Origin of the sequence: Mariluticola halotolerans (assembly GCF_021611515.1) — a bacterium.
In the GTDB taxonomy this organism is placed as follows: Bacteria; Pseudomonadota; Alphaproteobacteria; order Rhizobiales; family Devosiaceae; genus Mariluticola; species Mariluticola halotolerans.
Genome location: NZ_CP090960.1, coordinates 625,975 through 652,837, shown reverse-complemented (window position 1 = coordinate 652,837; position 26,863 = coordinate 625,975). Strand labels below are relative to the sequence as shown.

At 59.2% G+C, this 26,863-nt stretch carries 24 protein-coding genes; 13 read left to right on the top strand and 11 right to left on the bottom strand.

From position 1 onward, the window contains the following. Positions 1 to 11: 11 nt before the first annotated feature. From pdhA to tpiA, 9 genes are all read right to left on the bottom strand, one after another. A complete protein-coding gene (gene pdhA / locus L1P08_RS03090; RefSeq protein ID WP_303618544.1) occupies positions 12 to 1,022 on the bottom strand; it encodes a pyruvate dehydrogenase (acetyl-transferring) E1 component subunit alpha in 1,011 nt (336 codons plus the stop codon). Between the two features lie 204 nt (positions 1,023 to 1,226). Beyond that, entirely contained in the window at positions 1,227 to 1,556 is a 330-nt protein-coding gene (locus L1P08_RS03085) for an FtsB family cell division protein (protein WP_303618543.1), read from the bottom strand. A 114-nt stretch (positions 1,557 to 1,670) separates the two neighbouring features. After that, the gene (locus tag L1P08_RS03080) at positions 1,671 to 2,027 is read right to left on the bottom strand and encodes a DUF4180 domain-containing protein (protein ID WP_303618542.1); all 357 of its coding nucleotides are present in this window, start codon (positions 2,025 to 2,027) and stop codon (positions 1,671 to 1,673) included. A gap of 8 nt (positions 2,028 to 2,035) precedes the next feature. Next, the gene (gene eno / locus L1P08_RS03075) at positions 2,036 to 3,310 is read right to left on the bottom strand and encodes a phosphopyruvate hydratase (RefSeq protein ID WP_303618541.1); all 1,275 of its coding nucleotides are present in this window, start codon (positions 3,308 to 3,310) and stop codon (positions 2,036 to 2,038) included. Positions 3,311 to 4,871: 1,561 nt separating this feature from the next. Beyond that, positions 4,872 to 5,489, bottom strand: a complete 618-nt coding sequence (locus L1P08_RS03070; protein ID WP_303618540.1) for a trimeric intracellular cation channel family protein — start codon at positions 5,487 to 5,489, stop codon at positions 4,872 to 4,874. Positions 5,490 to 5,524: 35 nt separating this feature from the next. Further along, entirely contained in the window at positions 5,525 to 5,716 is a 192-nt protein-coding gene (locus L1P08_RS03065; protein WP_303618539.1) for a DUF4169 family protein, read from the bottom strand. Between the two features lie 2 nt (positions 5,717 to 5,718). After that, positions 5,719 to 7,347 carry a CTP synthase gene (gene pyrG / locus L1P08_RS03060; RefSeq protein WP_303618538.1) on the bottom strand — a complete coding sequence of 543 codons (1,629 nt, stop codon included), beginning with the start codon at positions 7,345 to 7,347 and terminating at the stop codon, positions 5,719 to 5,721. Between the two features lie 112 nt (positions 7,348 to 7,459). Further along, positions 7,460 to 7,894: a preprotein translocase subunit SecG gene (gene secG / locus L1P08_RS03055; RefSeq protein ID WP_303618537.1), complete on the bottom strand. Its 435-nt coding sequence runs from the start codon at positions 7,892 to 7,894 to the stop codon at positions 7,460 to 7,462. 92 nt (positions 7,895 to 7,986) lie between these two features. Continuing rightward, positions 7,987 to 8,739, bottom strand: coding sequence for a triose-phosphate isomerase (gene tpiA, locus L1P08_RS03050; protein ID WP_303618536.1), 753 nt, complete (start codon positions 8,737 to 8,739; stop codon positions 7,987 to 7,989). Between the two features lie 170 nt (positions 8,740 to 8,909). Between tpiA and L1P08_RS03045 the strand changes: the two genes are divergently transcribed. The 8 genes from L1P08_RS03045 to lexA all read left to right on the top strand — a co-directional run bounded on the left by L1P08_RS03045 (position 8,910) and on the right by lexA (position 17,227). Continuing rightward, positions 8,910 to 10,784: a SurA N-terminal domain-containing protein gene (locus L1P08_RS03045; RefSeq protein ID WP_303618535.1), complete on the top strand. Its 1,875-nt coding sequence runs from the start codon at positions 8,910 to 8,912 to the stop codon at positions 10,782 to 10,784. 2 nt (positions 10,785 to 10,786) lie between these two features. Beyond that, complete coding sequence (trpE, locus tag L1P08_RS03040) at positions 10,787 to 12,298, top strand: anthranilate synthase component I (RefSeq protein WP_303618534.1); 1,512 nt, start codon at positions 10,787 to 10,789, stop codon at positions 12,296 to 12,298. Next, on the top strand, positions 12,298 to 12,894 hold the full coding sequence (locus L1P08_RS03035; protein WP_303618533.1) for an anthranilate synthase component II: 597 nt from the start codon (positions 12,298 to 12,300) through the stop codon (positions 12,892 to 12,894). Before trpE ends, L1P08_RS03035 begins: the two co-directional genes overlap by 1 nt. A gap of 10 nt (positions 12,895 to 12,904) precedes the next feature. Further along, positions 12,905 to 13,915 carry an anthranilate phosphoribosyltransferase gene (trpD, locus tag L1P08_RS03030; RefSeq protein WP_303618532.1) on the top strand — a complete coding sequence of 337 codons (1,011 nt, stop codon included), beginning with the start codon at positions 12,905 to 12,907 and terminating at the stop codon, positions 13,913 to 13,915. A gap of 5 nt (positions 13,916 to 13,920) precedes the next feature. After that, a complete protein-coding gene (trpC, locus tag L1P08_RS03025; RefSeq protein ID WP_303618531.1) occupies positions 13,921 to 14,721 on the top strand; it encodes an indole-3-glycerol phosphate synthase TrpC in 801 nt (266 codons plus the stop codon). Between the two features lies 1 nt (position 14,722). Next, the gene (gene moaC / locus L1P08_RS03020) at positions 14,723 to 15,217 is read left to right on the top strand and encodes a cyclic pyranopterin monophosphate synthase MoaC (protein ID WP_303618530.1); all 495 of its coding nucleotides are present in this window, start codon (positions 14,723 to 14,725) and stop codon (positions 15,215 to 15,217) included. Then, positions 15,204 to 16,409: a molybdopterin molybdotransferase MoeA gene (locus L1P08_RS03015; protein ID WP_303619485.1), complete on the top strand. Its 1,206-nt coding sequence runs from the start codon at positions 15,204 to 15,206 to the stop codon at positions 16,407 to 16,409. Before moaC ends, L1P08_RS03015 begins: the two co-directional genes overlap by 14 nt. A gap of 101 nt (positions 16,410 to 16,510) precedes the next feature. Beyond that, the gene (gene lexA / locus L1P08_RS03010) at positions 16,511 to 17,227 is read left to right on the top strand and encodes a transcriptional repressor LexA (protein WP_303618529.1); all 717 of its coding nucleotides are present in this window, start codon (positions 16,511 to 16,513) and stop codon (positions 17,225 to 17,227) included. An 86-nt stretch (positions 17,228 to 17,313) separates the two neighbouring features. On the opposite strand, the gene L1P08_RS03005 is transcribed toward lexA, so the two are convergent. Then, positions 17,314 to 19,107: an IlvD/Edd family dehydratase gene (locus tag L1P08_RS03005; protein ID WP_303618528.1), complete on the bottom strand. Its 1,794-nt coding sequence runs from the start codon at positions 19,105 to 19,107 to the stop codon at positions 17,314 to 17,316. A gap of 186 nt (positions 19,108 to 19,293) precedes the next feature. On the opposite strand from L1P08_RS03005, the gene L1P08_RS03000 reads away from it, so the two are divergent. Genes L1P08_RS03000 through L1P08_RS02990 form a run of 3 tightly spaced genes read left to right on the top strand, consistent with a single transcriptional unit; the run spans position 19,294 to position 21,718 of the window. After that, positions 19,294 to 20,223 carry a 2-dehydro-3-deoxygalactonokinase gene (locus L1P08_RS03000; protein ID WP_303618527.1) on the top strand — a complete coding sequence of 310 codons (930 nt, stop codon included), beginning with the start codon at positions 19,294 to 19,296 and terminating at the stop codon, positions 20,221 to 20,223. Beyond that, positions 20,220 to 20,846, top strand: a complete 627-nt coding sequence (locus L1P08_RS02995; RefSeq protein WP_303618526.1) for a 2-dehydro-3-deoxy-6-phosphogalactonate aldolase — start codon at positions 20,220 to 20,222, stop codon at positions 20,844 to 20,846. The genes L1P08_RS03000 and L1P08_RS02995 overlap by 4 nt, the downstream gene beginning before the upstream one ends. After that, positions 20,843 to 21,718: an SMP-30/gluconolactonase/LRE family protein gene (locus L1P08_RS02990; RefSeq protein ID WP_303618525.1), complete on the top strand. Its 876-nt coding sequence runs from the start codon at positions 20,843 to 20,845 to the stop codon at positions 21,716 to 21,718. Before L1P08_RS02995 ends, L1P08_RS02990 begins: the two co-directional genes overlap by 4 nt. Here L1P08_RS02990 and L1P08_RS02985 read toward each other — a convergent pair. Next, positions 21,715 to 23,685, bottom strand: a complete 1,971-nt coding sequence (locus L1P08_RS02985) for a ComEC/Rec2 family competence protein (protein WP_303618524.1) — start codon at positions 23,683 to 23,685, stop codon at positions 21,715 to 21,717. The genes L1P08_RS02990 and L1P08_RS02985 overlap by 4 nt on opposite strands. A gap of 251 nt (positions 23,686 to 23,936) precedes the next feature. On the opposite strand from L1P08_RS02985, the gene gltX reads away from it, so the two are divergent. Then, complete coding sequence (gene gltX, locus L1P08_RS02980) at positions 23,937 to 25,358, top strand: glutamate--tRNA ligase (RefSeq protein WP_303618523.1); 1,422 nt, start codon at positions 23,937 to 23,939, stop codon at positions 25,356 to 25,358. Between the two features lie 163 nt (positions 25,359 to 25,521). After that, positions 25,522 to 26,811, top strand: coding sequence for a citrate synthase (gene gltA / locus L1P08_RS02975; RefSeq protein WP_303618522.1), 1,290 nt, complete (start codon positions 25,522 to 25,524; stop codon positions 26,809 to 26,811). Positions 26,812 to 26,863 lie beyond the last annotated feature (52 nt).

The window sequence follows — 26,863 nt, the reverse complement described above, 5'->3', positions numbered from 1 at the left end:
CGTCCGCAGCGCTAAAGGGTAATATCGGTCCAGAGCTCGGAAGCGTCCGGCTCGGGATCATTTGTGGCGAAATCCGCAGACTCGGTGACGATCGCGCGCACATCTTTTTCAATGGCCTTGAGATCATCTTCGGTCGCGTATTTCTTTTCGAGCAACCGTGCCTTGACCTGCTCGATCGGGTCATGGTCGGAGCGCATGGTGGTCACTTCATCCTTGGACCGGTACTTGGCCGGGTCGGACATGGAATGCCCGCGATAGCGATAGGTCAGCATCTCAAGGATATAGGGCCCTTTGCCGGACCGGGCATGTTCAATGGCGCGCTCTGCAGCTTCGCGAACGAAACGCACATCCATGCCGTCAACCTGCTCGCCGGGAATGCCGAAACTCACACCGCGCTGGGAAAGATTGGTGGTCGAGGAGGCCCGCTCCAGCGAGGTGCCCATGGCGTATTTATTGTTCTCAATCACGTAAACCACCGGCAGATCCCATAGCTTCGCCATATTGAAGCTCTCGTAGACCTGCCCCTGATTGGCCGCGCCATCCCCGAAATACACAAGGCTGACATTGTCATTGCCGCGGTATTTGTCTGCAAACGCCAACCCCGTCCCGAGACTGACCTGCGCGCCGACGATACCATTGCCGCCATAGAATTTCTTGTCGGTCGAGAACATGTGCATCGAGCCGCCCTTGCCTTTCGACAAACCGCCCTTGCGTCCGGTCAATTCAGCCATGATCCCCTTGGGGTCCATGCCAACAGCGAGCATGTGACCATGATCACGATAACCGGTGATTGAAGAATCGTCTTCGGTCGCAGCCATCTGGATACCCGTGACCACGGCTTCCTGACCGATATACAAGTGGCAGAACCCCCCGATCAGGCCCATGCCATACATTTGGCCCGCCTTTTCCTCGAACCGCCGGATCAGCAGCATCTCGCGATAGGCGTGAAGCTCTTCATCCTTGGTGAACTCGGGAGCATTGGATTGCGTGGGGGCTTTTTTCGCCGCTGCCTTGCGCGCCATTCAGGGATCTCCAACATTGTGATATCGGGCCGCCGCCATGTTTCGACGAACACTGAGGCTAAGGCAGCAATTTGTCATTAGTGTAGCCGAAATCGGCTTCCACGCAAATGCGTGTTTATGCACTCCGCAGCAGAGGTAACCACATGATATTTATGGGCTTTACTGCATTAACTGAATTACGGTTACGCATAAAAATAAACTGGATTAAAGTTTATTACCCGTATCAGGCAGCATGACCACCCGGTCATTGGTGTTGACCATGGACAAAAGTGCCAGCGCCCGCTCTGTCAGAATATCAGGATCGAGGTTTTCTGAATCAAACAGGGAAATCCGGTGCGTATAGGAATCCATCTCCGCCTGCAGTCGGGCGGAATGGGCTTTCAGCCCGATGATATCCGCATGCATCTGGTTGCGGCTCTCAATACCGTACTGGCCTGAAATCGCGCTATAGCCCAGATAGGCCTGAAAGCTGACCAGCAGCACAGTAATACCGAGCTGTTTGACTATGGAGGGCTTTTTGAGGCGTGTGGGCATGAAGGTACTCGCTGACAATCCTGCTGTTCCTAGCAAGTTTCCGTTAAGGAGCAGTTGCTAACCGCGGGCCAGACGATTTATTCGCGCCGCCCAGAACAAATTCGAGCGCGCATATCAGGCGAGCAGGACCGCCAACTCCGCGCGATCGGTTGCAAACACAATCGCGCTTCCCCGGCGTGTTTCCCGCACAAAATCCCGCAATGCATTGCTGGCGGCTATTGCCTCGGAGATGTCGCCAAGAAAGGCAATCCGCAACTGATAGTTGGTGAATTTCTGAATGACTGCACCAAGCATGCCGCTGCGCAGATCAAGAAATTCCGGCGCGAGCCGACTGACCGGAATAGCCACCATGTCCGCGCCGGTGCCATAAATTTCGCCCATGACGTCGAGTGCAGCAGCTTCAGAATCCAGCAAAAAGCCAGCGGCATCCAGTTCCACAATCCGGATGCCGCTCAATTCATAGCTCTGCATTTCAGCAATCAGCCCTTAAGGATCGACCGTCCGGCATATTTGCCTGCAGAGCCAAGCTGCTCTTCAATGCGGATCAGCTGGTTGTACTTGGCCAGACGCTCGGAGCGCGACAGCGACCCGGTCTTGATCTGCCCGCAATTCAGCGCCACGGCGAGATCCGCAATGGTTGAATCCTCGGTTTCACCCGAACGGTGCGACATCACGGATGTGTAGCCGGCCCGGTGGGCTGTATCGACAGCTTCCATGGTCTCGGAAAGAGAACCGATCTGGTTGACCTTGACGAGGATCGAATTGGCGACCCCCATCTTGATGCCGGAGACAAGACGCTCGGTATTGGTGACGAACAGATCGTCGCCCACCAGCTGGCATGTGCCGCCGATAGCCTCAGTCAGCGATTTCCAGCCGTCCCAGTCATCTTCCGACATGCCGTCTTCGACCGAAATGATCGGGTAGCGCGACACGAGATCCTGCAGATAGGCAACATGCTCGTCAGGTGAGAGCGACTTGCCCTCGCCTTCCATCTCATATTTGCCGCCCTTGAAATATTCGGTCGCCGCGCAATCGAGCGCCAGGCAAACATCTTCGCCCGGCTTGTACCCAGCCTTTTCAATCGACTTCATGATGAAGCCCAGCGCCGCATCGGCGGAGGAAAGATTGGGGGCAAAGCCGCCCTCGTCGCCCACATTGGTGTTGTGGCCTTCCGCGCTCAATGCCTTTTTCAGCGTATGGAACACTTCGGAGCCGATCCGCACCGCATCCGCCATGGAGCTGGCGCCCACGGGCATGATCATGAATTCCTGGATATCGATGGGATTGTCGCCATGGGCACCGCCATTGATGATATTCATCATCGGCACAGGCAGCACATGGGCGTAAGGCCCGCCGAGATACTTATAGAGCGGCAATTCGCTTGATTCTGCAGCGGCCTTGGCGACAGCCAGCGACACACCGAGAATGGCATTTGCGCCGAGTTTGCTCTTGTTGGGCGTACCATCAAGTTCGAGCATGGTCTGGTCGATCGACAGCTGGTCAAGCGCGTCCATACCCTGAATTTCGTTGTAGATATGGGTGTTGACGTTATCGACAGCGTTCACAACGCCCTTGCCCATATATTCTGTGCCGCCATCGCGCAGCTCAATCGCCTCATGCGCGCCCGTCGAGGCACCCGAGGGCACCGCGGCGCGGCCAAAGCTGCCGTCATCCAGCACAACATCAACTTCAACTGTGGGATTGCCGCGGCTATCGAATATCTGGCGGCCGGTGACGTCGATAATTGAAGACATGTGACTAAAATTCCTTTCAGGGACGAATGCAGCAAGCTATGCGCGCTTCATAGCGCTTGCGTGTGACGAATGGAAGTAGCGCTTTGCCGCGTTGGGCGATTGGTCGGACGGGCGGATGCTGTTTGGGTGTGTGGCGCTTCTGGATTGCCGCGCGGCGGTGCCGTTCGCAATGACGGCGGAGGGGACCGTGTTTGGGTTTGGGTTTGGGTTTGCCATTGTCGTTATCCTGATCTTGCCCCTTCCCTCACCCTGAGCCTGTCGAAGGATGGGGCGGGTGCGGTGCTGGAACCCTCGCCCTTCGACAAGCTCAGGATGAGGGTTTGGGGAAGATCGCATCCACCCACCTTCCTTTTTGCCCGGACTTGATCCGGGCATCCATGCGGTGTCGCAGGTATCGTATGGACCCTCGGATCAAGTCCGAGGGAGGACGAAGGGGGAGGTGCCATTTGTTGTCCTATCTCCGATCGTCATACTCGGGCTTGACCCGAGTATCCATGCGATGGTGCAGCCCATCAGGTGGGCATGGGGGCGTGATTTTGTTTGGTCGGTCCTTTTGTATTTGCTGATGGTTGGTCATGGACCCTCGGGTCAGGCCCGAGGGTGACGATCTGGGGGTGGTGGAAGATTTTTTTGGGGCACCCCTCAAATACCATCCACCCCAAAGCCCCCGTCAGGCCCAAAGACCCACGGTGTCCATAAACAGGCGGCATGAGACGGTGCATGGCCCGTCTGAGTAATAAACAAATGAGACATACACCGTCTCATGCAACCGGGATTTTTGGCGTGGCCTGTACTCTTACTAGCGCTGGGGCCCATCCCCGCTTCCTTTCGGAAGTACACCTGCCAACGGGGGCAGGCTGGTCGCGGCACAGTTTTGGCCTTCCCTGAGGCGACCCCCAAGGAACCCGGTCCCCTTCCACCCCGGACGTTCGTCGCGCCGGCGCCGGTGTTGTGAAAAGGTGGGATGAGGATAAACGGGGTTTGGGGGGCGTCGATAAGTTTTGTGGGATGAGCAAAGATAGGTCGCCGGTTATGTGCATGCCGCTCTGGATTGCCGCGCGGCTTTGCCGCTCGCAATGACGACGAGGGATTTGTGATTGGGTTTGTCCCTTACCTCATACTGAGACTGTCGAAGGATGGCGGCGGGTACGGTGTTGAAACCCTCGCCCTTCGACAGGCTCAGGGTGAGGGTTTGGGAGGGGCCGGTGCCCGGGCCATCGTAATGTCCACCATCGCCGCAACACCCCCCATCGTCATACTCGGGCTTGACCCGAGTACCCATACGATTGGGCAGCGACCACGGGTGGGCGTGTGGTCACGCGGTGTTGCGTATCCGCCTTTTTGCATCTGCTGGTGGCTGGTCATGGGCCCTCGGGTCGAGCCCGAGGGTGACGATCTGGGGGGATGAGGGGTTCAGTGTTTGCCACACCCACAACGTCATTCCCGTGAAAACGGGAATCCAGTGCACCGCGTCGGCGGTGCAAAAGGCAATTTCTGCGAAAAAGTCTGCCCGCCGCGGGATCCCCGCCTGCGCGGGGATGACACACAATCTTGGGTAAATTCAGTGCCAGTCCTTGTTGTAGACAAAGCTTGGCATTTGCCATTTGCGCAGGATGGCGAGGGCGCGGAGGGTGAAGCCGAGGGCTATCGTGACCAGAACCACGACTTCGTGCATCAGGCCCAGATGCAAGCCGCCAACATAAATGACCCCGGCAACAATCGAGACGCTGGCATAGAGTTCGCCCCGGAACAGCAGCGGGACTTCATTGCACAAAATATCGCGGATGACGCCGCCGGTGCACCCGGTGATCATGCCGGCCACAATAACGATCAGCACAGGCTGGCCCATTTCCAGGGCCACATTGCAGCCGATGATGGAAAAAACCACCAGCCCCAATGCATCGAGCAACAGGAACAAGGTTTTGAGCCGATCAAGGAAGCGGGCGAGAATGATGGTGGCGATCGCCGCGGCGACAACGACGACCAGATAATGGGGATGGGCGACCCAGGGCAGCGGATAATGGCCGAGCAGAACGTCGCGGGTTGACCCGCCGCCAAGGGCCGTGGCGCAGGCTAAAAGACAAACGCCCACCCAGTCCATGCGCCGCCGCCCGGCACTGAGCGCCGCGGTCATCGCCTCAACAATGATCGCCACATAGAAAAGCGTCAGAAACAGCATACGGCCTCCCCTCAGGCGCGACGCAGAACCGGATATTATGCCTCCGGCGGGTCCTCGACACGTTTGTGTCCGTCCAGCCGGCGCGCATCCAGCGCCTTGCCGGCTTCGTCCTTTTGACGTTCAGCTTTGGTTTTGCCGAACCGGACCCGGTTTTCAGCCGCCTTGTCCTCCTCGGCAGCCCGCGCCTTGCGCTTGCGGACTGTCCTGAGGTTGACGATCTCGGCCATGATCAGACCAGACGGCTTTGTTCGACCGCCGCGTGAATGAACGAGGCGAACAGCGGGTGCGGCTCGAACGGCCGCGATTTCAGTTCGGGGTGGAACTGCACGCCGATGAACCAGGGATGATCGGTGCGCTCAACGATTTCCGGCAGCTTGCCATCGGGCGACACGCCGGAGAACAGCAAGCCATTGGCCTCAAGCACCTTGCGATAGGCCATATTGACCTCGTAGCGGTGCCGGTGCCGTTCCGAGATACGTGTTGCACCATAAATATCCGCAACCCGGCTGCCCCGCGTCAGCTGCGCGGCATAGGCCCCCAGCCGCATCGTGCCGCCGAGATCCGTTTCGGAACTGCGCTCAAGCGTCTCATTGCCTTTGACCCATTCGGTCATCAACCCGACAACAGGTTCCTTGGTATTGCCGAATTCCGTGGAGCTGGCCTGCTTGATGCCCGCCGTATTGCGCGCCGCCTCAATACACGCCATCTGCATGCCGAAACAAATGCCGAAATACGGCACATTGCGCAGCCGGGCAAACTGGGCTGCATTGATCTTGCCGGCCGAACCGCGCTCACCAAACCCGCCCGGCACCAGAATGCCATGCACGTTTTCAAGATAAGGGGCCGCATCGTCGCGTTCAAAAATCTCGGAATCAATCCATTTCAGATTGACCTTGACCTTGTTGGCAATGCCGCCATGGGCCAGGGCTTCGCTGAGGGATTTATAGGCATCCTTGAGGCCGGTATATTTGCCGACAATGGCAATATTGACCTCGCCTTCGGGGCTGTGGATGCGGTTGGAGACTGTCTCCCACGCGGTAAGATCTGGTGCGGCGGCATCATCGATCCCGAAAGCGGCCAGAACTTCGGCATCCAGCCCTTCGCGATGATAGGCAATCGGCACGTCATAGATCGAGCCGACATCGAGCGCCTGAATGACCGCACTTTCGCGCACATTGCAGAACAGGGAGAGCTTTTTCTTCTCGCCTTCGGGAATGGGACGGTCGCAGCGGACCAGCAGAATATCCGGGGCAATGCCGATTGAACGCAATTCCTTGACGGAATGCTGGGTCGGCTTGGTCTTCAGTTCGCCGGCGCTGGGGATATAGGGCATCAATGTCAGATGCACATAGACCGCATCGCCGCGCGGCAGAACATTGCCAAGCTGGCGGATCGCCTCGAAGAATGGCAGCGCTTCAATATCGCCAACGGTGCCGCCGATCTCGACCAGCACGAAATCGAAATCCTCATTGCCGTCGAGCACGAAATTCTTGATCTCGTCGGTGACATGGGGAATGACCTGAACGGTGGCGCCCAGATAGTCGCCGCGCCGTTCCTTGGCGATGATGTCGGAATAAATCCGGCCTGTGGTTATATTGTCTTTCTGATTGGCCGAGCGGCCGGTGAAGCGCTCGTAATGGCCAAGATCGAGATCTGTCTCGGCACCGTCATCGGTGACAAAGACCTCGCCATGCTGGGTGGGCGACATGGTGCCGGGGTCGACATTGAGATAGGGATCAAGCTTGCGCAAGCGCACCTTGTAGCCGCGCGCCTGCAGCATCGCGCCGAGAGCGGCGGATGCCAGACCTTTACCCAATGAGGAGACCACGCCTCCGGTGATGAAAACGTACCGAGCCATGGGCTCCCACCTTAAACACTACGCGTTGTGATTCGAAGAACAATTTCTTCAGTTCAAATCAAAAAGAAGGGGATGTTGCCATCCCCTTCCCTGTTTCCCTGGCCGCTGCGGCCTATCTGCCGCTTTCAGTGCCGTCCGCTGGCGCGTCTTGTGCCGGTGCCTCGGCACCGGGAACGGCCAGATTTGGCGCATCCGGGTCAACCGGCGCGGCATTTTCTGTTGTGTCATCACCCTGCAGGCTGTTGAGCGCATCGAGCACACTGGTCGGCGCGGCGTCACCGCTGCCGCCCTGAATGGCGCTGTCGAGTACGCTCTGGGTGCCGTTGTCCAATTCGTTGACAACCGTCAGCCCGATGGCCGTGATGAAAAACAATGCAGCAAGAATAGCTGTCGTGCGCGTCAACAGGTTAGCCGTGGTCCGGGCCGGCGAGATACCGCCGCCGCCACTGTTCATGCCCAGCGCACCACCTTCTGAACGCTGCAGCAGAATAACTGCGATCAGCGCCAGCACGATGAGTAGATAAACAACAATAAGGACGTTTGCCATCCATTCGGTCCTTTGATCCTAGAAGCGGGCCTTCTACACGCAAGATTTGCGAATTGCCAGCCGCTTACACCACTTTTTGGGCAAACCTGTGTCTATGCCGCCTGAATAATGCCGTTGAAGTCCTCTGCCTTGAGGCTGGCACCGCCCACAAGACCGCCATTCACGTCGTCAACACCAAGGATTTCCGCCGCATTGCCGGGCTTCATGGACCCGCCATAAAGAATGGCGATCCCCGCGCCCGCATCCCCGAAACGGGCGACGAGCTGCGCCCGGATGGCGGCATGAATTTCCGCGATATCTGCGCGCGTTGGCGTCAGCCCGGTGCCAATCGCCCAGACCGGCTCATAGGCAATAACGATTTTTGACGTGCCGGCACTATCAGGCACCGATGCCGCAAGCTGCGATTCCACCACGGCAAGCGCCGATCCGGCGCGCCGTTCGGCTTCGGTTTCGCCCACACAGATGATCGGCGTCAGCCCTGCCGCAATCACGGCCTCGGCTTTTGCCTGCACATTAGCATCGGTTTCCCCGTGATCCGCCCGGCGCTCTGAATGCCCCACAATAATGAAGGCCGCACCGGCATCGGCCAGCATGGCCGCGCTGATATCACCAGTATGCGCACCGGAAGTTTGCGTGTGGCAGTCCTGCCCGCCAATGGCGACAGGGCTGCCGGCCATGGCGGTGGCGGCGCTGGCAACAAGGGTGAAAGGCACGCAAACGGCGATATCACAGGCCAAAGGCCCGGCACCAACCAGCGCCTTGAGCTGTTCGAGCTCGCCCAGCGAGGCTTTCAGCCCGTTCATTTTCCAATTGCCCGCGATCAACGTCTTTACCGGTTGGCTCACACTCAAATCTCCCTGCCTCTTGCACGTTAGGCCTGTTTGTCTTAACCCCGGCACATGGATGCGCTGGCTATGGCTTGCAGGCCTACGGGACCCTGTCTAATATCCGCGACCTCGACAAAGCAATGGGCTATGTTCGCCCCCACACAACCCGCGACCTGGAATGAGTACCGATGTTAGATAGTTTGCGCAGCTTCGCCACCACATGGTTAGGCAAGGTTTTAGGAGCCTTTTTGCTGGTTGGTCTGGCCGGGTTCGGTATTTCGGGTGTTTTGACCGGTATCGGTTCGGACACGGTGGCCCGTGTCGGCAGCGCGGAAATCACCACGCGGGATTTCCAGCGCGCCTATAATGCCCAGCTCAACGCCACCGCCCAGCGCATGGGCACCCTGCCCACCCCTGAACAGGCCATGGCCCTTGGCGTGCCCTCCGCTGCCCTGAACCAGCTCGCCAATGATACGGTGCTCGACACAATGGGCGCGGAATTCGGCCTCGGCGCGTCTGACACGCAACTGGGCAAGATGCTGCGTGAAGATCCGAATTTCGCTGGTCTGCTGGGCAATTTCGATGCTGAAAACTTCCAGCGCGTTTTGCAACAGAACGGCTTTACCGAGAACGAATATCTCGCCGCACAGACCAAGGCCGTGCGCCGCCAGCAGATCATCACCGCGATTTTCGGCGGGGCCAAACTGCCCGAAACCGCGCAAAATCTGGTGAGCCGCTATAGCGCGGATACCCGCGCCATCGATTATTTCGTGCTTAATGACGCCGCCCTTTTACCGCCCGCAGAACCGACGGAAGCGGAAATGGCTGCCTATCTGGAAGAGAACCAGGCTGATTACCGCACCGTACCGACGCGGGACGTCAAGGTGATGGTATTGTCCCCTGAGGCAATTGCTGCCGGGATCACCCTGACCGACGACGAGATCGCCGCCGAATACGAACGCACCAAGGCCAGCTTCATCCGCACTGAGACCCGCGATGTGCAACAGGTGGTTCTGGCAACTGACGATCTGGTCAAGGCGTTCGAGGACGGCATGGCCGTGGGAACACCGTTTGACCAGCTGGTGACCGAGAACGGGCTGACCGTCACCAATCTCGGGACGCTGACCGAGGCCGCCATTACCGACAAGACACTGGCCACAGCGGCATTCAGCCTCGATGAAGGCGCAATCGAACTGATCCCCGGCGCCCTTGGGCAGCGGGCCATCTCGGTCTCCAATATCGTACCGGGCGGGCAGGAAAGCCTGGAAGAAGTCCGTGATGAAGTGGCCGAACGCCTCAAGCTTAAACAGGCCCGCGACAGCTATATCGATGTGCTGGACCAGATCGAGGAATTGCGCGCCGCCTTCCGGCCGCTGGACGAGATCGCTGGCCGCTATGACCTGACGCTGACCGACGTGCCCGTGACCGCCACTGGCGAGGCACTCGATACGGTCGAAGCCATTCCTGCCGAAAGCCGCACCCGGGTTGCCTCGGCAATTTTTGCGGCTGACCAGGGCGATCTCGCCCCGACGGTTGCGCTCAGCTCCACGCTGAATGTCTGGTTCGACATCGAGCGGATCGAAGACGCCCGCGACCAGACGCTTGACGAGGTCAGGGATACGCTGTTCGAGACCATGATGCAGGAACGGATCGAAACCGCGCTTGCCGAACAGGTCGAGGGTATCGTGCAGCGCCTGGATGACGGCGAAGACTTCGCAGATGTGGCTGTGTCGCTGAACCAGTTCCCGCAACTGAGCCAGCCCTTCACCCGTCGTGGTGACGGATCGCCGGTGATCGACCAGAACGTGGCGGCAGCAGCCTTTGATGGCGGCGCTGACCATTATGGTTCCGCCCGCAATGCGGAAGGCGACTACGTGGTCTTTACGGTGGACAGTGTGAACCCGGCCGATCCCGAAATCACCGAACAGACCCGGGATTTCATCAACAATGCGATGCTCGACAGCCTCTATGGTGACTTCGTGACGGCGCTGCGCACCGATGCCGGTATCCGCATCAACCAGAACGTGCTTGGGCAGGTCCTTGGACTGGATGGAACACAGTAATCATGACCGAGGGTGACTATCCCGATTTCGCGGCGAAATACGAACAGGGGCGCGCGCAAATCCTTTGGCGCCGGGTTGTTGCCGATCTCGACACGCCGGTCGGCTGCTATTTGAAGCTCGCCGAGGGCCGCACCAATACCTTCCTGCTGGAATCGGTGGAAGGCGGCACCAATCGGGGACGTTATTCGATTATCGGACTGTTGCCGGATGTGATCCTCAAGGTCACGCGCAATGTCGCGGAAATCAATCGCAATCCGCAAATGACGCCTGATGCGTTCAAGACGATCAGCGAAGCGCCCCTTGAAGCACTGCGGGCGCTGGTGCAGGAAAGCCAGGCCGACATGCCCGAGGGCCTGCCCTCAACGGCTGCCGGCATTCACGGCTATCTCGGCTATGACATGGTGCGGCACATGGAAGTGCTGCCGGATGACAATCCCGACGATATGGGACAGCCCGACGCCATTCTGATGCGCCCCTCCGTGCTGGCGATTTTCGATACGCTCAAAGACGAGCTTTACATCACCGCCCCGGTTTATGTGCGGGACGACGTGACGGCGAAGCACGCCTGGGAAGCCGCGCAATCGCGTATGGACGACGCCACGGCGCGGCTGGCGCGGCCCCTGCCCTATGCGATTGATCTGCCCGAGATCGAAAAAATCGAGGTTGAGAGCAATACCCCGCGTGACGAATATATGGCGATGGTCGACAAGGCCAAATCCTATATCGAGGCCGGCGATATCTTTCAGGTCGTGCTGAGCCAGCGCTTTTCGGCCGATTTCGATCTGCCGCCAACCGCGCTTTACCGGGCCCTGCGGCGCACAAACCCCTCGCCCTATATGTATTTCCTCGATTTCGGCAGTTTCGCTGTTGCCGGCTCGAGCCCGGAAATTCTTGTGCGGGTCGACAAGAACCGCGAGGTCACCATTCGCCCGATTGCCGGCACCCGCAAGCGCGGTTCAACGCCGGAACAGGACAAGGCAATGGCCGACGAATTGCTGTCCGACCCCAAGGAACTGGCAGAGCACCTGATGCTGCTGGATCTGGGGCGTAATGATGTGGGCCGGGTTGCAAAAATCGGCTCGGTCGAGGTCACTGACAAATTCTTCCTCGAATATTATTCCCACGTCATGCACATCGTCTCCAATGTGATTGGCGAACTGGACCCGAAACATGATTTCGTTGACGCCCTGAGCGCCGGCTTTCCCGCCGGAACTGTTTCGGGCGCGCCAAAAGTCCGCGCCATGGAGATAATCGACGAACTGGAACGCTCCCGCCGCGGCATTTATGGCGGCTGTGTGGGCTATTTTGGTGCCGATGGCACCATGGATACCTGTATTGTTCTGCGCACCGCGATATTGGCGAATGGCAAGCTGCATGTGCAGGCAGGCGCCGGGATTGTGGCCGACTCAAGGCCGGAACTTGAGCAGCTCGAATGTGAAAACAAGGCACGTGCCCTTTTCAGCGCGGCCGAAGAGGCGCTACGCTATGCCGGTGAAGCCGGAGTGGGGCAATAATGAACGTTCTCGTCATCGATAATTACGACAGCTTTACCTACAATCTCGTCCATCTGATCGGCGGATTGGGGGCGGAGCTGAACGTGAAGCGGAATGACAAGATCACGCTTGATGAGATTGCCGCGCTGGCACCCGACGCCATTGTGCTGTCACCCGGACCATGCACGCCGAACGAGGCCGGAATCTGCCTTGGTGTGGTTGAACGCTTTGCCGGCGAAATTCCGATCTTTGGGGTTTGCCTTGGCCTGCAATCGATCGGCCAGGCCTTTGGCGGCGATATTGTACGCGCGCCGACCCTGATGCATGGCAAGGTTTCCAATATCAGCCATAGCGGCACGGGCGTGTTTCGCGGCCTCAATGATGGCTTCAAGGCCACCCGCTATCACTCGCTGGCAGTGAAAACAGATACCCTGCCCGCAACGCTTGAAGTGACTGCGACAGCCGATGATGGTTCGATCATGGGCCTGCAGCACAAAACACAGCCCGTGCACGGGGTGCAGTTCCATCCCGAAAGCATTGCCTCTGAGGGCGGACATACGATTTTGCAGAATTTTCTCAACATAGCGCGCGAGTTCAACCTCAACCGCGCCGCCTGACGGGGACGCAATGGATATCAAGGCAGCACTGGCAAAACTCAGCACCGGTCATGATTTGACCGGCGAGGAAATGCGCGGCGCCATGCGTATCATCATGGCGGGCGACGCAACCCCGGCCCAGATCGGCGCGTTCTTGATGGGCATGCGCGTGAAGGGTGAAACCGTTGGCGAAATCGCCGCCGCCGTTTCCATTTTGCGCGAAAAAATGCTGCCTGTTGAAGCCCCCGAAGACGCCATCGATATTGTTGGCACGGGCGGCGACGGTGGCGGCACCCTGAACATTTCGACCGCTACTGCGCTGGTTGTGGCCTCTGCAGGCGTGCCCGTGGCCAAACATGGCAACAAGGCGCTCTCATCGAGATCCGGTTCATCGCAGGCCCTTGAAGCGCTCGGCGTGAACCTTGCCCTTGATCCAGAAGGGATCGCCCGGTGCATTCGCGAGGCCGGGATCGGTTTCATGTTCGCCCCCAGCCACCACCCCGCCATGCGCCATGTCGGCCCGGTGCGCGTGGAACTGGCGACCCGCACAATGTTCAACCTGCTGGGCCCGCAATCCAACCCTGCCGGGGTGAGCCGCTATCTGCTGGGTGTCTATGATCAGGAATGGGTGGAACCCGTTGCCGCCGCCCTGCTTGCCAACAAGGCGAAAGCCGCCTGGGTTGTGCATGGCAGCGACGGGCTGGACGAAATCACCACAACCGGCCCCACCTTTGTCGCCTCGATTATGGGCGGTGATTTGCGCAGTTTTGAAATCAGCCCCGCTGATGCCGGATTGCCGCTTTCCAAGCCGGAAGACCTCAAGGGCGGCGACCCCGACTATAATGCCGATGCCATAAGGGCCTTGCTGGATGGCCAGAGCGGTGCCTATCGCGATATCGTTTTGATGAATGCCGGTGCGTCATTTATCGTTGCCGGCAAAGCTGAAAACATCATGCAGGGTGCCGAAATCGCTGCCAAGCATATTGATAGCGGCGCAGCGCGCGATACCCTGGCCAAGCTGGTCGCAGTCTCCAACGGATAAGTCACATGAGCGATATTCTCAGCCGCATCGAAGACTACAAGCGCGAAGAGATCGCCGCAGCCAAGGCCAAAAAGCCTTGGGCTGATGTGGTGGCAGAAGCCCATGACGCAACCCCGACCCGCGGTTTTGTAAAGGCCCTGAAGGCGAAACACGCCAAGGGGCAATATGCCCTGATCGCCGAAGTGAAAAAAGCCAGCCCCTCAAAAGGCCTGATCCGGGAAGATTTCAACCCGCCCGCCATTGCCCGCGCCTATGAAGCCGGTGGTGCAGCCTGCCTCTCGGTCTTGACCGATCAGCCTTCGTTTCAGGGCGCTGCCTCGTTTCTGGTGGAAGCCCGTGCCGCAACCACCCTGCCAGTGTTGCGCAAGGATTTCATGTTCGAGACCTATCAGGTGGTGGAAGCGCGTGCCTGGGGCGCTGATTGCATTCTCATCATTCTGGATGCGGTGGACGACCACATTGCCCGTTTCCTGCTCGATGCCGCCAATGAATGGCAAATGGATGCGCTGGTGGAAGTGCATGACCAGATCGAACTTGACCGGGCGCTGGCGCTGGATGCCAAATTCATCGGCATTAACAACCGCAATCTGCGCACGTTTGAAACCCGGCTGGAAACCTCGATTGATCTGGCCGCCGGTGTGCCTGACGACGTGCTGCTGGTCAGCGAAAGCGGCATTTTTACCAATGAAGATGTCAAAAGACTTGAAGCCGAGGCCGGGATCACGACCTTTCTTGTCGGCGAAAGCCTGATGCGGCAGGAAGATGTGACGGCTGCAACGCTTGCGCTTTTGGCAGGCAAATCCTGATATGGCGGAACAGCCCCTCACCCACCTGAATGCCAGGGGTGAAGCCCAGATGGTGGACATCGCCGCCAAACCGGCCACAGCGCGCCGCGCGCTGGCATCAGCCAGCCTTGTGGCGCAGCCCGAGACGGTGGCCGCCATATTCGGCGGTGAGCTGAAAAAGGGTGACGCCCTGGCAGTGGCCCGCATTGCCGGGATCATGGCCGCCAAAAAGACCAGCGACCTGATCCCCCTTTGTCACCCGATTCCGCTGACACGGGTGAACGTGGCGATTACCCGCGCCGACGCGGAAACCATCAGAGTGGAAGCGATTGCAGAGACCACCGGGCAAACCGGTGTGGAAATGGAAGCGCTGACCGCTGCATCAGTGGCGGCACTTACCCTTTATGACATGGCCAAGGCCATCGACCGCGCCATGACAATTTCAGCTATCCGGCTGGAAGAGAAAACCGGCGGCAAGTCCGGAAGTTACAAACGTGACCAACATGATCAGTCTTGACGAAGCCCTTGAACGCATCTTCGCCTATGCCGACCCACTCGGTGTTGAAAGCCTGCCCCTGAAATATGCCGCCGGACGCACTTTGGCGGCATCCGTGACCGCCAGAACCAGCCAGCCCCCGTTTGATGCCAGCGCCATGGACGGCTATGCCGTGCGCGGCATCGAGATCAAGCCGGGCGTGACCCTCGATATGATCGGCACCTCACAGGCAGGCAATGGCTTTGACGGCGAAATCGGCCCCGGCCAATGCGTGCGCATTTTCACCGGTGCACCACTGCCCGCTGGCGCTGACACGGTGGTGATGCAGGAAAAGACCGCCCCACGCGGCACCAAAATCATGTTTGTGGATGCGGTGGAACCGGGCAAGAGCGTGCGCAAACGTGGCAATGATTTTGAGCTGGACGCCGAAATTCTGCGCGCCGGCGAATTCCTGACACCGAGCGCCATTGCCCTGGCCGCTGCCGCCAATAATGCCGAGCTGAGCGTTTACCGCAAACCGCAACTGGCCATTCTGGCGACCGGCGACGAGCTGGTGGAGCCCGGACTTCAGCTTTCGGTTGACCAGATCATCGCCTCGAACACATTTGCGCTCTCCGCATTGCTGGCCCCGTTTGCCAATGCCGTGTTCGACCTTGGAATCGCCGCCGATACGGAAGCCGATCTAAGCACCAAACTGGGCCTGGCCTTCGACAGTGATGCCGATGTCATCATCACCACGGGCGGGGCAAGCGTTGGCGACCATGATCTGGTGCAACCCGTGCTCAAATCGCTGGGCGTCGAAATCGACTTCTGGAAAATCGCCATGCGGCCGGGCAAACCGCTGATGTTCGGCAAAAAAGGCAATAAGCTGGTGTTTGGCCTGCCCGGCAACCCGGTTTCGGCCCTGGTGACAGCAACCACTGTGGTGCTGCCCGCCTTGCGCGCGCTGGGCGGCTCGCGCAGCCCGCTCGGCCCCCGCCTCCGCCTGCCTCTGGCCACCCCGCTGGAAGCCAATGGCCCGCGCCGCCACTTTATCCGCGCCAATATCACGGTGAAGGGCGAAGGCATTTCCGCTGTGCGCCCGATCAGCGAAAGCGACAGTGCCCATTTGTCTTCCTTTGCACGCGCCAATGCCCTGATCGTGCATCCTGAGGACGCACCGGCCCAGCCCGTGGGACATATCGTGGAAGTCATCCCCCTGCGCGCCCAATAGATCAGCTCCCGCTAACCGAATATTTACCGGATAGTTGCAGAACATAACTGGAACATGTAACATTGTTCTGCCTATGTTCTGATTCCCGGAAGGGGGAGCCGATGTTAACGCGCAAGCAACACGAGCTATTGATGTTCATCCACGAGCGGATGAAGGAAACCGGGATTCCCCCCTCATTCGACGAGATGAAGGAAGCCCTCGACCTGCGCTCGAAATCCGGCATCCACCGGCTCATTACCGCGCTTGAAGAGCGCGGCTTTATCCGCCGCCTGCCCAACCGGGCGCGGGCCATGGAAGTGGTCAAGCTGCCGGATTCGATGAACCCCTCACTGGGGGGCCGCAAGACACGGTTTGAACCCAGCGTTATTGAGGGCACGCTTGGCAAAGTGGCCAAGCCCCAGCCGCGCAGCAATGCCCAGGATGAGGACACCGGCCGCCCGGTGACCATTCCCGTGATGGGCCGCATCGCAGCAGGTGTGCCGATTGAGGCGATTCAAACCCATTCCCACACCATCGCCGTTCCGCCCGAAATGCTGGGCAGTGGCGAACATTACGCCCTTGAGGTGCGCGGCGATTCGATGATCGATGCCGGCATTTTCGATGGTGACACGGTGTTGATCCACAAACAGCCCACCGCCAATAATGGCGAGATCATCGTCGCTTTGGTCGATGATGAGGAAGCCACCCTCAAACGCCTGCGCCGCAAGGGGAATTCCATTGCCCTTGAGGCCGCCAACCCCGCCTATGAAACCCGGATCTTCGGGCCGGACCAGGTCAAGGTTCAGGGCCGGCTTGTGGGGCTGTTGCGCAAATACTGATCAGCTGACGACCCCATGCAGTCGCAAAAAAGGCCCGTTTGATAACGGGCCTTTCTTTTATCCGTCGCGGTTTTGTCCTGCACCGCCTAGTGATTGTCGCGCGGCAGGCCTTTTTCCTGAGCGATCTTTTGGTATTTGACCGCCGGTTTCAGCACGCCGCCATTGCCCAGTTGATCGACAATGCCGCGCTGGATTTCCTGCCAGGGTGTCTGGTGATCGGGATATTTGAACCCGCCGGCTGCATCGAGTTCGGCACGGCGCGTCTGCAATTCGGCATCCGACAGCAACATATTGGCTTCGCCCTTGTTCAGGTCGATCCGCACCCGGTCGCCGGTACGCAGAATGGCCAGACCACCGCCCGCCGCCGCTTCCGGTGACGCATTGAGAATGGAGGGTGAGCCGGATGTGCCCGACTGACGGCCGTCCCCAATACAGGCCAGCGCTGTCACGCCTTTCTTGATCAGATAGGCCGGCGGACGCATGTTGACGACCTCGGCCGCCCCCGGATAGCCGATTGGCCCCGTGCCGCGCATGAACAGCAAGGTGTGTTCATCGATTTCGAGCGCCGGGTCATCAATGCGGTGATGATAATCCTCAGGCCCGTCAAACACGACCGCCTTGCCCTCAAAGGCGTTCGGATCATCGGGATTGGCCAGATAGCGCTGGCGGAATTCCGGGGTGATGACGGAGGTCTTCATGATCGCGTTGTCGAACAGATTGCCGCGCAAAACGATAAACCCGGCCTGGGTGGCCAGTGGATTGTCGAACCGGCGAATGACATCGTCATTCTCGATTTCCGCATCGCGGCAATTCTCGCCAATGGTCTTGCCATTGACCGTCGGCGCGTCCTCATGAATCAACCCGTGCCGCATCAATTCGCCAACCACCGCAGGCACACCGCCGGCGCGATAGAAGTCCTCGCCGAGATAGGTACCCGCCGGCTGCAGATTGACCAGCAGCGGCACGTCATGCCCATGGGTCTGCCACTCATCGATATCGAGTTCGACACCCACATGGCGCGCGATGGCGTTGATATGGATCGGGGCATTGGTGGACCCGCCAATCGCCGAGTTCAGGGCGATAGCGTTGAAAAAGCTCTTCTTGGTCATGATGTCGGACGGCTTGATGTCCTGATGCACCATTTCAACAATGCGCTTGCCGGTCAGATAGGAAATTTCCTGACGGTCGCGATAAGGGGCCGGAATAGCCGCCGAGCCGGGCAGCTGCATGCCAAGGCCCTCGGCAAGCGAATTCATGGTCGAGGCCGTACCCATCGTATTGCAGAACCCGGTTGAAGGCGCCGAAGAGGCCACAAGTTCGATGAACTGCTTGTAGTCGATCTCACCGGCGGCCATCATCTGCCGGGCTTTCCACACAATCGTGCCCGAGCCGGTGCGTTCGCCACGGAACCAGCCATTGAGCATGGGCCCAACCGAGAGCGCAATCGCCGGAATATTGACCGTCGCCGCCCCCATCAACATGGCAGGCGTGGTCTTGTCGCAACCAATCGTCAGCACCACACCATCAAGCGGATAGCCGTAAAGCAGTTCCACAAGGCCGAGATAGGCCAGATTGCGGTCGAGCGAGGCCGTGGGACGTTTGCCGGTTTCCTGAATGGGATGTACCGGGAATTCAATGGCGATGCCGCCCGCTTCGCGAATCCCCTCGCGTACGCGCTCGGCCAGAACGACGTGGTGGCGGTTGCATGGCGACAGGTCAGAGCCCGTCTGCGCAATGCCGATAATCGGCTTGCCCGACTGCAACTCTTCGCGCGACAACCCAAAATTGAGATAGCGCTCGAGATAGAGCGCCGTCATATCCGGGTTGTCGGGGTTATCAAACCAGGCCCGCGACCGGAGTTTGGGTTGCTTATCAGTCATTTACATCTCCTCCGACAACGGATTTTCCGTGTGTATTTAATGATTCCATCTGCACATCTATTCTATTGTATGACAAATTGCGAGACATGTGGCCAGAAACTGGAAAATCTCTTTAATTAGATGGGTATATATCAGCTTTCTGGTTAGTTTGACGCCAAAATTCAGCCATTGAACGGAGATCCGGGCATGAATGCCAATGCACCCCTGGAATGGATCGCTATTGATTGGGGCACATCCAATGTACGTGCCTGGGGTCTTTCCTGCGACGGGGAAACGACCTTTGCCACCGAATCCGACAAGGGGATGTCCCGCCTCCGCAGAGATGATTACCCCGGCGTGCTTCAAGAGCTTGTGGGCGCACATCTGGGCGCAGGCGACGATCCGGTCGACCTTGTCATTTGCGGCATGGCGGGTGCCAAGCAGGGATGGCGCGAGGCGCCCTATATCGAGACGCCCGCCGACCTGCGCACGCTCGGCCAGAACGCCGTGATGCCGGATATGCCCGATGACCGGCTGCGTCCACGCATTCTCTCCGGCGTGTGCCACAAGCAGGCAGGGGCCGAAGATGTGATGCGCGGCGAAGAAACCCAGGTGCTGGGCTTGCTGGCGCTAAAGCCGGATTTTTCGGGCACGATCTGCATGCCCGGCACACACGCCAAATGGGTTCGTGTTGCCGACGGAAGAATCACCGCATTCAGTACCGCAATGACGGGCGAGCTTTATGAATTGCTGAGTACGCAATCCGTCCTGCGCCATTCTCTTCAGGGCACGCTGGACGGCCCCACCCATGAGGACGGCCTCAAGGCAGGTCTGAACGCTGGAATCACCCAGCCGGGAAACCTGACGGGCCAATTGTTCAAGGTGCGCGCCGCAGCGCTTCTGTCCGGTCGGGATGCCGCCTGGTGCGCCGGCTATTTGTCAGGGCTGCTTGTCGGCAGCGAAGTGGCAGGCCATCAAAACTGGATCCCGGAGACACCGGTGCCGCTGGTCGGTTCCGCACGGCTCTCGCGCATTTATGCGCGCGCTTTTGACATGATAGGCGCAAGCACCGAAACTATCGACGCCACCACCGCCACCCTTGCCGGGCTGGCCGCTGCACGAAAGCAAATTCCATGACTTCCATACCCCAAGAACATCGCCACATCATCGCCATCCTGCGCGGCATTACGCCAGAAGAAATAGTGCCCGCCTGCGCGGCCCTGACTGCGGCCGGCATCACCATGATCGAAATCCCCCTAAATTCCCCGGATGTTTTCACCAGCATCAAACGGGCCGCCGATGAATTCAGCGACAAAGCCATGATTGGCGCCGGAACCGTGCTCAGCCCGGAAAATGTCGACGCAGTAAAGGCGGCGGGCGGCACCTTTATTGTGTCCCCCGATTGCAACCCTGAGGTTATCGCGCATACCAAGGCAGAAGGCCTCGCCTCTTATCCCGGCGTCCTGACGCCGAGCGAGGCTTTTCGCGCCATCGCGGCTGGCGCAGACGGGCTAAAGTTCTTTCCTGCCGAGATACTGGGACCGAGCGGCATTCGCGCCATGAAGGCTGTATTGCCGCCTGAAATGCCCCTTTATGCTGTGGGCGGTGCCAACCCGGATAACTTCGACCAGTATTTCGCTGCCGGTTGCATCGGGTTCGGTCTTGGCGGCTATATTTTCAAACCGGGCTTTGATGCCAATGAAATCGCAACGCGGGCGCAGGCCGCCGTTGCGGCCTATGATGAGGGAGCAGACCTGTGACCGATACAGCAAAACTGTTCATCGATAGTCGTTGCGCGCTGGGCGAAGGCCCGATGTGGCACCCCATACGCCACGAACTGTTCTGGTTCGATATCAATGCGCACACATTGTTCAATGCCAGTTCTGATGGGGCGATCATCAATCGCTGGTTGTTTGAGGAGCCCGTCACCGCTGCAGCCGTTATCGACCGCGAGAACCTGGTCATCGCCGGGGCCAGCAAACTGACCCGCATCAACCTGCTGCGTGACGAACGGCATACGATATGTCCCCTTGAAGCGGACAATCCGCTGACCCGCTCAAATGACAGCCGGGTCAACCTCGCCGGTGGTTTCTGGATCGGAACGATGGGCAGAGAGGGCCAGGCCAATCTGGGGAGCGTCTACCAGTATCGTGAGGGAAAGGTTGAAACGCTGTTCAGCGGTATCGGCATTCCCAATGCCACCTGCTTTTCACCCGATGGCACCATCGCCTATTGGTGTGACACGCTGAAAGGCCAAATCCTGAAATGCCGGATTGATCCGCAGACCGGGTTGCCCGTCAGTGAATGGCAAGTCCATATCGATACAACAGACCAGCGCGGCGGGCCGGACGGTGCCATAATTGATAGTGAAGGTTTTATGTGGAGTGCGCGCTGGGGTGGATCTTGCGTTATCCGCCATGCGCCTGACGGTTCGATTGACAGGATTGTCGAGGTTCCCGCCTCCAACGTGACCTGCCCTGCCCTTGGCGGCACCGATCTCAAGACATTGTACATCACGACAGCAAGCGCCGGTTTGAGCCCTGAACAACGCGCTGCCGAACCGCAGGCGGGCAGTGTTTTTGCCATTCGGGTGGATGTGCCGGGACAGCCCGAACCATTGATCAAACTCTAGGGCGCGCGCCAGGGGCGGTTTCTGTCGGCAATTGCCGGACGTATTTCGAAGCCGCCCTCTTCACCATTCCAGGCCAGCCAGTGCATGCCGCCCAGCCTTAGATCATCGCGGTCAATGACCTGCACGCGGCTGCGGCAGGTTGATGGTGCCCTAAGGCGTGTCACGACCAAGTCGGCCCAAAAACAATCCTCGGCAAACCCATCGATGTGCTTGACCAGCGCAATGTTGAACCCTGAGGGCGATGAAAAGACGCATCCCGCATTATCGCATCCAACACCATCCAGCTTTGGCGCAATCTCGGTTTGATACGTTTCGCTCCAGGCATTCACCGCAAAGCTGCCCGTGCGGCCGGCCATCAGGGCCATGCCGGGCTCGGTGCGTATGGCCAGAGCCTGAGTGCTGTCGGCCACAAGAATATCCGGTGACCGGTCCAGCCCGATGCCCCAGACCAGCGGCAAGGCAATGAGGGGACCGGCGAACCGCAGGCGATTGTCAAAAAACGCAAACCACCCGAGCGCCGCAAGACCAACGACGAGGGCCGTGGGGGTGAGCAAGGGACTGCCGGACAGACTGGCACTCCAACCCGCCACAAGCGCTGCAATTTCCAGTATCCGGTCGATCCCCCAACCCATTACCTGCAGGAAAACGGCCTCAATGCCGAAAGGCATGGCCAGAACAGCAATGAAAGCGGCAGGCAGCACAACAAAGCCGACAAGCGGCAAGGCAACCAGGTTGCCCAGAACCCCAAGCGGCGCGGTTTGCTGAAAATGATAGGCCGCGAACAATAAAGTCGCGGCCCCAGCAATGGCGCTGGTCAGGGCCAAACCGCCAAAAAACCGCCCCAGGCCAGAGATAAAGCCCCCCGCCGTATCGCGCTGGCGGCGCGCCATTTCGTAACTGCCGACCAATGCGGCAACCGCTGCGAATGAAAGCTGGAAGCTGGGCCTGAAAACGCTGGCCGGATCGACAAGCAGCAAAAGCAGCGCCGCAATGGCGACATTGCGCATGGTCAGCGCGCGCCGCCCGGCAAGGACCGCACCAAAAACCAGCAAGAGCATGATAGTCGCCCGGATGGCTGACACACTGCCGCCCGAAAGAGACAGATAAACCAGCGCCGCCACAATGCCGCCTGCCGCAGCCAGCTTTTTGAGCGCCAGACGCTGGCCCAGACCATAAGACAGCGCCAAAGCCATGCGGATTGCAGCGAAAACGCCACCCGCCACCAATGTGAGATGCAGGCCGGAAATAGCCAATACATGCGCCAGCCCGGCCGTGGCCATGGTTGTGCGTGTCTCCTCGGCAATGCGGCTCTGGTCTCCAATCGTCAGCGCGCGCGCGATGGCGCTGGCCGGCGGCGACAATACCGCATCAATACGCAGGCCGATCGCACGGCGCATGCTGTCTGACAACCGCTGAAGATCGGTTGCACCGACGCGCGTGACGCTGAGATGGCCGGTGCTGTTGCCAAAGGCACCGATGCCATCGAAATAGCCGTGAAACTGGGAATCGAAGCCACCGGGCACGACCGGCCCGGGCACCGGGGCGAAGCGCACCGGCCCCCGCAAAACATCGCCGGCTGCCAGGGCGTCTGCATCTCGCACAAACAGCCGCGCCCGCCGCACCGGTATATCCCGCGCATCATCCAGCGGCGTGATTGACGAGACAATGATGCGCAGTGCCGTATCATCCTCGCTAAGCACCTGATCGACACGCATTTCGTAATTGCCATAGGCCGGATAGCTGAGCATGGGGGTGCCAAACAGGGCGCCATGGAGCATCAGCAACGAAAACCCGGTCCAGAACGCCAGGGCCGCAACCATGGCCCGCAACATGCCAATGGCATGCCGGACCAACCACAAGGCGGTCACCAGCGCCGCACCGGCAAGCCCCAGTGCCAGCGGATGCGGCTCTTGCGGAAGAATGCGATAGGCAATGAGACCGGCGATTACGCAAAAAGGCAGCAACACAAACAAACGCCGCGCGCCAAAAGCCCTGACAGAAGCGGAAACAACAGTCTCTCGGGGTGCCAAATCGCGCCATACGGGCAGATTGAGGCGAGGCAATGAACGGGAGCGCCATGCGGAATTGCTTGCCGGCAGCACCGGTTTTGCCTCCGGATTGATGTCCCCCGCATCGCCCAATGGACGTCCCCACACTTGCGCTTGCCCGCGCCTATGCTACACACATGGCCCGTCGAACACCAAGCATTGCGAAATCCATGTCCAAGCCCGTTATCACCCGTTTTGCCCCCTCACCCACCGGCTATTTGCACATTGGCGGCGCGCGCACCGCGCTGTTCAACTGGGTCTATGCCCAGCGCATGGGCGGCAAAATGCTGCTGCGCATCGAAGACACTGACCGAGAGCGCTCAACCCAGCCCGCCGTGGACGCCCTGCTTGATGGCCTGAGCTGGCTTGGCCTCGATTGGGAAGGCGACCCGATTTCACAGTTCGGCCGCGCCGCGCGCCACGCGGAAATCGCCCATCAGCTGGTTGAAGCGGGCCATGCCTATAAATGCTACAGCTCGCCCGAAGAACTGAGCCGCATGCGTGAAGAAGCCCGGGCCGCCGGCAAACCGCCGCGCTATGACGGGCGTTGGCGCGACCGCGACCCCTCGGAAGCCCCCGAAGGCATCGATCCCGTTATCCGCATCAAGACACCGCTGAGCACGGAAATCGTGGTTGAGGATCACGTGCAGGGCAAAGTTGTGTTCAACACAGAGAACCTGGACGATTTCGTCATTCTGCGCTCCGATGGTTCCCCCACCTATATGCTCGCCGTTGTCGTCGACGATCATGACATGCAGGTGAGCCATATCATTCGCGGCGACGATCACCTGACCAATGCCGCCCGCCAGATTGTCATTTATCAGGCGCTTGGCTGGGAGGTGCCCGAAATGGCGCATATTCCGCTGATCCATGGACCGGACGGGGCCAAACTATCCAAACGCCACGGCGCGCTGGGCGTCGATGCCTATCGTAAAATGGGCTATCTGCCGGCCGCCATGCGCAATTATCTGGCACGCCTTGGCTGGGCCCATGGTGATGATGAAGTGTTCACCACCGAACAGATGATCGAATGGTTCGATCTCGACGCGCTCAACAAGGGCGCCGCACGCTTCGATTTTGCCAAATTAGAAAATATCAACGGCCTCTACATCCGCGAGGCTGAACCAGAAGCGCTGTACGAAATCATGCTGACAACCGCCAGGGAAGTTGAGCGCACCGGTGATCATGAAGGTCTTGGGGCGAACAGGGAAACTGTTCTGGCCGCCCTGCCCGACCTGCAGCCACGAGCCAAGACCGTGCTGCAGCTGATCGATCTCGCCCAGTTTATCTATGCCACACGGCCGCTGGAAATCGACGTAAAGGCTGCCGCACTGCTGACCGATGACACCCGCGCCATGCTGGCCGATATCCTTGGCGAACTTGAGGCTGTAACCGAATGGAGCGTTACGGCAATTGATGCACGCATGCGTGCCTTTGCCGAAGCCCGGGAACTGAAACTGGGCAAAGTGGCCCAACCCCTGCGCGCTGCCCTGACCGGCCGCACCGTATCGCCGGGTATCTTTGAGGTCATGGTGCTGATTGGGCGCGAAGAAACAATCGCGCGCTTGTCTGATCAGGTCAAAAAGTCGTAATATGGAGACCTTACACTTGCCTACCCAAAACCTACATTAGTTGCGTGTCAGCCACAAATCGGCTACCGAAATCCCGATGTTATAAGATAGATCATTTTGGCGGTCCCTCGCGCATCACGGCACGGGCGGAAACCGGACAAGATAAGCTCATGGAGACGAACCAATGACAGATAAAACAGCCAAACTTACAATTGGCGAAGAATCGTTCGAGTTCCCTGTCATGCAAGGCTCGGTAGGTCCCGACGTCATTGATATTCGCAGCCTTTATGCCAAGACCGGCATGTTCACCTACGATCCCGGCTTCACCTCGACAGCCGCCTGCGACAGCGCCATCACCTATATCGACGGCGACAAGGGCGAATTGCTCTATCGCGGCTACCCGATCGATCAGCTGGCCGACAAGAGCCACTTCCTCGAAGTCTGCTTCCTGCTGCTTTATGGTGACCTGCCGAACACCGCCGACCTCGCCGATTTCGAGGAGCGCGTAACCCGCCACACCATGCTGCATGAACAGATGCATTATTTTTATCGCGGCTTCCGCCGGGATGCGCATCCGATGGCGGTTGTCTGTGGTGTTGTGGGGGCGATGGCCGCCTTTTATCACGACTCAACCGACATCAATGATCCGCAGCAGCGCGAGATTGCTTCGATCCGCATGATCGCCAAAATGCCGACGATAGTGGCCATGGCGTACAAGTATTCGGTGGGCCAGCCCTTCGTTTATCCGCGCAATGACCTCGATTATGCGTCCAACTTCCTGCACATGTGCTTCTCGGTGCCGGCAGAATCCTACGAGATCAATCCGGTTCTGGCCCGCGCCATGGACCGCATCTTCACCCTGCATGCCGACCACGAGCAGAATGCCTCCACCTCGACAGTGCGGCTGGCCGGTTCGTCCGATGCCAATCCGTTCGCCTGTATCGCAGCCGGCGTTGCCTGCCTCTGGGGTCCCGCCCATGGTGGTGCCAATGAAGCAGCCCTCAACATGCTGCGCGAGATCGGCACCACGGACCGGATCCCCGAGTTCATTGCCCGCGCCAAGGACAAGAACGATCCGTTCCGCCTGATGGGCTTCGGTCACCGCGTCTACAAAAACTACGATCCGCGCGCCAAGGTGATGCAGGAAACTGCCCGCGAAGTGCTCGATCTGCTGGGTGTGGAGAATAACCCCACATTGCAGGTGGCCCGTGAGCTGGAAAAGATCGCGCTTGAAGATCCGTACTTCGTCGACCGCAAGCTCTATCCGAATGTCGATTTCTACTCGGGCATCATTCTCGATGCGATCGGCTTCCCCACCTCCATGTTCACGGCGATCTTCGCCATGTCGCGGACCGTGGGCTGGATTGCACAGTGGAAAGAAATGATCGGCGATCCGCAGAAAAAGATCGGCCGCCCGCGTCAGCTCTATCAGGGTGCGGAAAGCCGCGATTACGCGGACATTTCGAGCCGCTAACCGGCGTGATTCAAGGATAAGTGGACGCCACTTATCCGGGTCGGAAACAAGA